Annotated in this window: 2 protein-coding genes; both read left to right on the top strand. The window is 58.2% G+C overall.

Features of this window, described 5'->3' with window-relative positions:
• A partial coding sequence (locus V1318_RS21655; protein WP_332941844.1) for a T6SS effector amidase Tae4 family protein occupies window positions 1-1029 on the top strand: 1029 nt, incomplete at its 5' end.
• Between the two features lie 64 nt (window positions 1030-1093).
• Window positions 1094-1714 carry a hypothetical protein gene (locus tag V1318_RS21650; RefSeq protein ID WP_332941843.1) on the top strand — a complete coding sequence of 207 codons (621 nt, stop codon included), beginning with the start codon at window positions 1094-1096 and terminating at the stop codon, window positions 1712-1714.
• Window positions 1715-1956: the final 242 nt, after the last annotated feature.

The raw sequence follows: 1956 nt of genomic DNA, 5'->3' as shown, positions 1-1956 counted from the left end.
AACCCCGACGGCAGCGGCGGCACCCCGGCGGTCAACACCTACACGGTCTACGACGAGTCCGGCCGCTGGCTGGGCGACTACGACCACAACGGCGCGGTCCTGCAACAGGCGATCTGGCTGGACGACCTCCCGGTCGGCCTGCTGGCCGGCGCGGGTGCCAACCAGAAACTGCACTACATCGAGCCCGACCACCTGGGCACCCCGCGTGCGGTTATCGACCGCAGCCGCGACGTCGCGATCTGGACCTGGGCACTACAGGGCGAGGCGTTCGGCAACAGCGCGCCGAACCAAGACCCGGATCTGGACAGCACGGCGTTCGTGCTGGATATGCGGTTCCCGGGGCAGCGCTATGACGCGGCGACGGGGCTGAATTACAACTACTTCCGGGATTACGATGCGGGGAGTGGGCGGTATGTGCAGAGCGACCCGATTGGATTGTTAGGAGGGATTTCGACCTTCGGCTACGTTGGCGGCGTTCCCACCGTTTTGGTTGATTCCAATGGCCTTTTAGGAGCGGGATTGCCGCGTATTGGCCCGCCCACATTGTGGGATCGCGAGAGCGCGCCACGTATTGGTACGGCGCGCCCGGAGTCAGGTAGATTCTTTGCGAATTACCCCAACTATGATGACTACAAAGATCCTGCAGCGGTTTGGGGTCTCATTGGGGGGCCTGCCGGAAGATTGGGGACGGCAGATCCTGAGTTTCCCGCAGACACTTGTGCCGTAAGAGTTAGCCACGCATTGAATAACAGTGGCGCGCCCATCCCCCAGACGGCGCCGAATATTTGGTACGGTGAGAGCGGGTTCTATATTCCAAGAGCGGCTGATATAGGAAAATACCTTCATTCTGCATGGGGCTCGCCAGACGCTGTGTTAGCAAATTACAGCGACCTTGTCAGATTTTGGAATGGTCTGAGACCCGGTCAAGCAGCAATCGTGGTGTCTCCTCGTCATGTTGGTGTCTTGAGGTACGGCTACCAAGATCCGTATGTTGGTAAGTATCTCGGTGACGCCTGGAAGCTACGTTAGTCGCTATTTTTCTAGGGGCTTTAATATGTCAAATGCATTAAGATGGCTGGCTGGAATGCTGCTCATGTCGTGGACCGCCGTTTGTTTTGCAGCGGACTGTCCTCGCACGTCGCGGTCTGTCGGTGGTTATGAGTGCTTGGAAGTCGCAGTTGATGGAATGGTCCTTCAGGGCATCGTCTTCAAAGAGCTACGCTTGGATGGCCGCCATGTGCTTAGGTTCTCGAAACGGAGTGGATTCAGGACGCTGAACGCACCGGGTTCAAAAGTCGTTCTGTCGTCGCCTGAGTTCGTGGCAGCTCTGGAAAAGCTGATCGTGCAAATACAGCGGCGTGGAGGGACGGTTGACGAGATTCAACTTGATCTGGATACCGTTAGCGACACCTGGGCTGATATTCGCGCATCGGTAAGAAGTGCTGCAAGCAACGGGCGTGGGCCTTTGGAGCACAAGGATCCGGCAACCACTCAGGCGTTGCGAGGGGCTATCCGGCAATCCAAGCTGGTACGCTTGACGTGCGATATGGTTCAGCGCCATGGCATGACGTGCGGCCCGCGTAACTACTTCACCGAGCAGATCGCGTTTCAGCAGAAGTATGCATCTGGCGACCGAGCGGCAATCGTGAGTGCGTCCGACGTCGGTTTGTCAGAGCAAATGGCGCTATCTTTACTTCTTGTGTCCAAGAAGTAGGGGTTATGGGCGAAACGAGGACATCCATAGTTCCGTATTTGTAACGACGAAACGAGTAACGACGAAACGAGACGAAACGAGGACACCCACAGTTCCGGCGAAACGAAGCGAAACGAGACACCCACGGTTCCGCATATAGTCGGCTGCTCCGGGCGGCAGCCGCATGGTGCTGCTCAACCAGGCCGGCTACGCCCCGTTCGGCCCCGCGACCGGCTGGGTCTACGGCAACGGCCGCACCCTGT

This window comes from Lysobacter sp. CCNWLW3 (assembly GCF_036697405.1).
Classification (GTDB): Bacteria; Pseudomonadota; Gammaproteobacteria; order Xanthomonadales; family Xanthomonadaceae; genus Lysobacter.
Note: the sequence above shows the minus strand (reverse complement) of the source record. Positions and strands in the feature narration are given on the sequence as shown.